General features: G+C 72.6%; 1 pseudogene. It reads right to left on the minus strand.

Annotation, left to right across the window (positions count from 1 at the left end):
• Positions 1–230: pseudogene (locus tag KVS71_RS19490) on the minus strand (DUF72 domain-containing protein); the annotation flags it as partial.

Genomic DNA, 230 nt, shown 5'->3' on the forward strand with positions numbered 1-230 from the left:
GGTTCCGTGCTCCTGCAGGAGGCCAAGGCTCGACGGGTCGGCGAAGGAACCGGTACGCGGTTCGAGGGCGTAGCGGAGCGGGCGGTCGGCATCGATCTCCAGCCACGTCCGGTCCTGAAGGCGCTCGTCATGCCGCCGGGCGAGGGAGAGAGCCTCCGCCGCCGACTGCGGGAGGGTGGCGACGAACGCCTCCACGATCTCGGCGACGGAGTGCTGCCGCGCGGGGGGCT

The sequence above is a fragment of the Microbacterium sp. GbtcB4 genome, from assembly GCF_019091465.1.
Taxonomy (GTDB): Bacteria; Actinomycetota; Actinomycetes; order Actinomycetales; family Microbacteriaceae; genus Microbacterium; species Microbacterium paraoxydans.